The organism is Mesorhizobium sp. ISC15 (genome assembly GCF_037162615.1).
Taxonomy (GTDB): domain Bacteria; phylum Pseudomonadota; class Alphaproteobacteria; order Rhizobiales; family Rhizobiaceae; genus Mesorhizobium; species Mesorhizobium mediterraneum.
In genome coordinates, this window is the sequence record NZ_JAVSPX010000001.1 from 6,246,261 (window position 1) to 6,252,500 (window position 6,240).

Sequence of the window (6,240 nt, forward strand, 5' to 3'; positions counted from 1 at the left end):
CACTCCAGTGCTTGTCGTTTAGGGCTTGTCGCCTTGAATATGTGGAAAGCCATGGCCGGCAGGCGCCGGCCATGGCGATGGAGAGGTGTCAGGCGCCGGCTTCGCCTATGGCTACCTCGGCAGCCTTGATCGCTGCCTGACGCTTGGCAATCTGGTCGCCGATCGGCGGGCCCTTGAAGCGACGGTTCTCGAAGCCGAACCAAAGCACGGCGGTCAGCACAATGAAGCCCAGGGTGATATAGAGCACCTTATCGTTTGGCGGCTGGATGGCGATGTAGAAGATGATCACCATGCCGATGACCGACAGGATGCAAAACAGCTTGAACAGGCCGGCGCCGAGATTCCACGGGCCGGGATTCGGCCATTTCTCCGTTCCAAAAGCCAACATGCCGAGCACGATCGGAATGATGAAGGACAGGAACAGGAACACCAATGTCGAATTGACGACGATGGTATAGATGTTCGTGCCACCGATCGAAATGAACTGGGCAAGAAAGACATAGATGATCTCGAGGACCGCAGCCGTCCAAATCGCATTGACCGGCGTGCGCCAGGCCGGGCTGACCTTGGCTAGCGAGGCCGAGCCGACCGGCATGCCACCGTCACGCGAGAAGGCGAAAAGCATGCGCGAGGCAGAGGTGACCGTTGCGAGACCGCAGAGGAACTGCGCGATCAGGATGGCCAGATAGAGCAGCGTCTTAAGCCACGACGGCAAGATCGCGTCCATCGTCGCGAAGAACACGCCCCAGCCCTGCTTGGCGCCGGCCGCCAGATCGGGGATCGCCAATACGATCGCGCATAGCATCACCCAGCCGATCAGCGATGACCAGAGCACGGACGAAACGATCGCCCGCGGAACCGAGTGCGCTGCCTTCAACGTCTCTTCCGAAGTATGCGCCGACGCGTCATAGCCAGTGATGGTGTAAACCGGCAGTAGCAGGCAGAGCAGGAAGAGATACCCCATGGAATCGGACTGCGGGAAAACGCCGCCGCCCGCATCACCCGAATAGTTCGTGAACGTCCACAACCGTGTGATGTCGATCGCAGGAGCAAACATCAGGCAAGCGACGATCAGCACGGCTGTCGTTGCCAGGATCAGGAAGCCGGAGGCGTCCGTCAGCATAGCCGTCAACTTGATGCCGAAATGGTTGAGCAGCGCCTGCAACACGGTGATGAAGGCGACAAACCCGACGATCTCGCCAGGCGTGCCAGTCATGCCGAAGGCTCCGCCGAAAGTGCCGACGAAGAAGAAAGCAGTGCCGATGTTGATCGCGCCGAGCACCGTAATCAGGCCAAGCAGGTTGAGCCAGGCGGTGAGCCAGCCGGTGAAGCGGTTGCCGAGGATCGACGCCCAGTGATAGAGGCCGCCGGCGGTCGGAAACGCCGAGGCGATCTGCGCCATGGCGAGCGCAAAAAATCCGGAAACGGCGCAGCCGACGATCCAGCCGATGCCGGCGCCTGCGCCGCCGATCGACGACGTGGCTTGCGCGAAGGAGTTGATGCCACCCGACAGGATGCAGATGATCGAAAACGAGATGGCGAAATTCGAGAAGCGGCTCATGCTTCTCGACAGTTCCTGGGCATAGCCCATTCCGTGAAGGACCTTCAGATCCTCCTTCTTGTCGACGTCCGAATAGTCTTGCGCTGACATTTTTGTCCCCTTCTGGTTCTTAGTTGGCCGATTGTGCTGACTTTCCCACTGCGCTTGCTCGGGAGCCCCTGGCCGCCTCGGGCTCCAGATCTAGAAAAATGCCTGTGAGCAGATCCGCCCATTTTCGCTGCCCGGCCTCGCCGGAGATCTCGTCGTTGCGGATTTCGATCATCGCGCAGGGTAGCCCCCGCGGGCGCGCGTGGCGTTCCAGCGTGAAATAAACGCGGTCGGCCGGCGAATAGGGTTCGTTGACGCCGACTGTGACGCCGGCGAGCCGCCGCAGCGCGGCGATAAGTGGCGCCGCGAGCCGGCGGTCCTCGTCGTGGATGATGCCGATATGCCAGGGCCGGTTCATACCCTTGTAGACCGGGGTGAAGGAATGGATTGAAACCAGCCGCGTATCGAGCCCGCGCGCCAGCCTTTTCTCGATGATGCTCGCGAGCGTGTCATGGAAGGGTTGCCAAGACAGAGCGATGCGCGCGGCGCGCTGCTTTTCCGACAGGCCAGCATTGCCCGGAATGGCCGTGGTCTCGCTGACCGGCGGCATCAGGTCGGGCGCATCCAGTGGCCGGTTGCAGTCGATGACAAGGCGCGAAATGCGGGTCTCGACCAGCGTCGCGTCGAGCGCCTCGGCCATGCGGTGGGCGACTGGCAGCGCGCCGGGGTCCCAGGCGATGTGGCGGGAAAGCTGCTCGGCAGCAAGGCCGAGCGTTCCGAATTCCGGCGGCAGGAAGTTGGAGGCGTGGTCGCAGGTCAACACGAATGGGCTCGAACCGCCGGGGTTTGTCACCCTCACGGTTTCAGGCAATGCAAGGCTGGCGGGCCGTGCTGTCTCCATTGTCCTGTCGTCCCCGGGGAGCGCTGTATCGTATGTTACGTATTTTACCTCATTGCGTCCCTGTGGATGATTTCATACAGTTTGTCGGGCTTTGTCAAACGCGATTTCGGCAAAGCGGCCAGGGTGGGGAAAAGATGATTTCGAGCATCGCCGAACTGATCTCGGACCGCATCGGCATGATGCCGGCGGGCGAGCGCCGCGCAGCGCAAACGCTGATCGCCAACTATCCGCTGATCGGCCTGAAGACGGTCGCCGAGTTCTCAGCTGTCGCCGGCGTCTCCTCGCCGACGATCCTGCGTTTCGTCGCCCGGCTCGGCTTCCAGAACTACCCGGAATTCCAGTCGGCGCTGCAGGACGAGCTGGCGGCGCAATTGCAATCGCCGGCATCGCGGACGCTCAATCCGCCGGCGCTGGGCGGCGGCGCGGTGTCGCCGATGCTGGAGGCAACGCTCGACAACATGCGCGAGACGTTCCGACATCTGTCCGACAAACAGCTTGCCGACATCGTCGCAAAGCTTGCCGACCGGCGCGGCAAGACGTTCCTGATCGGCGGCCGCTTCACCGATCCGCTGGCGCGCTACATGGCTGCCCACCTCGCCATCGTCCAGCCCAACGTCTTTCATCTCGCCGGACAGGAAAGCGTCTGGCGCGATCGGCTGATCGACATGGGCAAGCGCGACGTGCTGGTGATCTTCGACATCAGGCGCTACCAGGACAGCCTGATCCGCTTTGCCGAAACCGCGCATCAGCGCGGCGTGCAGATCGTGCTGTTCACCGACCAGTGGCTGTCGCCGATCGCCCGCTTCGCCCGCCATGTCATCGCCGGGCGCACCGCCGTGCCCTCGGCCTGGGACTCCTCGGCGGCCCTTTTCGTCGTTGCCGAAACCCTGATTGGCGCCGTCACCCGGCAGCTCGAGGCCGACGGCGCCAAACGCATCCGCGAGCTGGAAAGCCTGCGGTAGGGCGACGCGGCCTGAACCTCGCCGACATTCTCACCCGGATCGTCAACGGCCATGCCAACGGCCAGATCGACGAACTCCTGCCGTGAGCCTACGCCATCGGCTGAAAGCAGGCCGTGGGCTGAGAACCGCGGTTACAAGGCGACCCCGTGCCAGGCCGCAAACGCAAAACGGCCCGCGCGATGCGGGCCGTTTTTGATTTGGTTGCGGGGACAGGATTTGAACCTGTGACCTTCAGGTTATGAGCCTGACGAGCTACCGGGCTGCTCCACCCCGCGTCAATCTTAGAAGTAAGCGCTGGCTTACTGGGTTCAAGCTTCCGCCAACTGAAAGGGCCGCTTGCGCGGCCCGGGCTCCCGTATGGCGGGCCTGTTTTGTAAGGAGAAGATTTTTTCAACGTGCGTTTTGCAGACCTGGCAGCGACCTACTCTCCCGCGTCTTGAGACGAAGTACCATCAGCGCTGGAGCGTTTCACGGCCGAGTTCGGAATGGGATCGGGTGCAGCCGCTCCGCCATAACCACCAGGTCGGCAAAGCGCACGTTGCTCGAGAAGCTGTTTTCTGTGCCAAGGCGACATTGCAGTTCGTTACGGGCGAAGCCCGCAAGTGCGACTGCACGTCGCCGGTCGTCCGGCGCCCTCGCGGAGCATAGGCCCGTAAGGGCCGCTCATGCGTGAGCGCTGGTAAGACCATCGTGTCAGGCGACAATCCTTCAGATTGCGCCGAGATGGGCATAAGGAATGAGAACGATCAAGCCGATCGAACTATTAGTACCGGTAAGCTTCAAGCGTTGCCGCTCTTCCACACCCGGCCTATCAACGTGGTCGTCTTCCACGGTTCTCAGGGAATACTCGTTTTAAGGTGGGTTTCCCGCTTAGATGCCTTCAGCGGTTATCCCGTCCGGATATAGCTACCCTGCTATGCGGCTGGCGCCACAACAGGTCCACCAGAGATCCGTCCATCCCGGTCCTCTCGTACTAGGGACAGATCCTTTCAATATTCCTACACCCACGGCAGATAGGGACCGAACTGTCTCACGACGTTCTGAACCCAACTCACGTACCGCTTTAAATGGCGAACAGCCATACCCTTGGGACCTGCTCCAGCCCCAGGATGCGATGAGTCGACATCGAGGTGCCAAACAACCCCGTCGATATGGACTCTTGGGGGTCATCAGCCTGTTATCCCCGGCGTACCTTTTATCCGTTGAGCGATGGCCCTTCCACGCGGGACCACCGGATCACTATGACCGACTTTCGTCTCTGCTCGACTTGTCAGTCTCGCAGTCAGGCAGGCTTATGCCATTGCACTCAGCGAACGATTTCCGACCGTTCTGAGCCCACCATCGCGCGCCTCCGTTACTCTTTAGGAGGCGACCGCCCCAGTCAAACTACCCACCATACATTGTCCCGGACCCGGATAACGGGCCGCGGTTAGACATCCATAGTGATAAGGGTGGTATTTCAAGGGTGGCTCCACCTGAGCTGGCGCCCAGGTTTCAAAGCCTACCACCTATCCTACACATGCCACTACGAATGCCAATGTAAAGCTATAGTAAAGGTGCACGGGGTCTTTCCGTCTAACCGCAGGAACCCCGCATCTTCACGGGGAATTCAATTTCACTGAGTCTATGCTGGAGACAGCGGGGAAGTCGTTACGCCATTCGTGCAGGTCGGAACTTACCCGACAAGGAATTTCGCTACCTTAGGACCGTTATAGTTACGGCCGCCGTTTACTGGGGCTTCGATTCAGAGCTTGCACCCCTCCTCTTAACCTTCCAGCACCGGGCAGGCGTCAGACCCTATACGTCGTCTTGCGACTTCGCAGAGCCCTGTGTTTTTGATAAACAGTCGCTACCCCCTGGTCTGTGCCACCCTCCTCCACTTGCGTGGAAAAGGGTCACGCTTCTTCCGAAGTTACGCGTGCAATTTGCCGAGTTCCTTCAGCATAGTTCTCTCAAGCGCCTTGGTATACTCTACCAGTCCACCAGTGTCGGTTTCGGGTACGGTCTATAAGGAGGAGCTATTTCCTGGAACCACGCAGCAGCCCTTTCAATCCGATAAGATTGGACTACCTCAATGATCCGTCACTTCCTCCAGGCCCACGAATATTAACGTGGTTCCCATCGTCTACGCATTTCTGCCTCGACTTAGGGGCCGGCTAACCCTGCTCAGATTAGCTTTAAGCAGGAACCCTTGGACTTTCGGCGGGGGAGTCTCTCACTCCCCTTACGTTACTCATGTCAGCATTCGCACTTCTGATACCTCCACCACCCCTCACGGGTATGGCTTCATCAGCTTACAGAACGCTCCGCTACCGCTTGCATTGCTGCAAACCCTAAGCTTCGGTGTATGGCTTGAGCCCCGTTACATTTTCGGCGCAAAGACCCTTATTTAGACCAGTGAGCTGTTACGCTTTCTTTAAATGATGGCTGCTTCTAAGCCAACATCCTGGTTGTTTTGGGATCCTCACATCCTTTCCCACTTAGCCATAACTTGGGGACCTTAGCTGTAGGTCAGGGTTGTTTCCCTTTTCACGACGGACGTTAGCACCCGCCGTGTGTCTGCCGACTAGTACTCCCAGGTATTCGGAGTTTGGTTAGGTTTGGTAATCCGGTGAGGACCCCTAGCCCATCCAGTGCTCTACCCCCTGGGGTATTCGGTCGACGCTCTACCTAAATAGATTTCGCGGAGAACCAGCTATTTCCGAGTTTGATTGGCCTTTCACCCCTAGCCACAAGTCATCCCGAACTATTGCAACAGTTATGGGTTCGGTCCTCCAGTAAGTGTTACC

General features: G+C 59.5%; 3 protein-coding genes, 1 tRNA gene and 2 rRNA genes (1 of these 6 cut by a window edge). 1 reads left to right on the forward strand and 5 read right to left on the reverse strand.

The features are described 5' to 3' along the window. Positions 1-88: 88 nt before the first annotated feature. Both RPG13_RS30105 and RPG13_RS30110 read right to left on the reverse strand, forming a co-directional pair. Complete coding sequence (locus RPG13_RS30105; RefSeq protein WP_127294478.1) at positions 89-1,651, reverse strand: amino acid permease; 1,563 nt, start codon at positions 1,649-1,651, stop codon at positions 89-91. 19 nt (positions 1,652-1,670) lie between these two features. Then, positions 1,671-2,489, reverse strand: a complete 819-nt coding sequence (locus RPG13_RS30110; RefSeq protein ID WP_337126704.1) for an N-formylglutamate amidohydrolase — start codon at positions 2,487-2,489, stop codon at positions 1,671-1,673. Between the two features lie 134 nt (positions 2,490-2,623). Here RPG13_RS30110 and RPG13_RS30115 point away from each other — a divergent pair, with 134 nt between their 5' ends. Further along, positions 2,624-3,451, forward strand: a complete 828-nt coding sequence (locus RPG13_RS30115) for a MurR/RpiR family transcriptional regulator (RefSeq protein WP_095484032.1) — start codon at positions 2,624-2,626, stop codon at positions 3,449-3,451. A 198-nt stretch (positions 3,452-3,649) separates the two neighbouring features. Here RPG13_RS30115 and RPG13_RS30120 read toward each other — a convergent pair. From RPG13_RS30120 to RPG13_RS30130, 3 genes are all read right to left on the reverse strand, one after another. Then, positions 3,650-3,726 (reverse strand) — tRNA-Met (locus tag RPG13_RS30120). Between the two features lie 133 nt (positions 3,727-3,859). Then, positions 3,860-3,974 (reverse strand): 5S ribosomal RNA (gene rrf / locus RPG13_RS30125). A 219-nt stretch (positions 3,975-4,193) separates the two neighbouring features. Beyond that, a 23S ribosomal RNA gene (locus RPG13_RS30130) occupies positions 4,194-6,240 on the reverse strand; it runs 760 nt beyond the window's last position.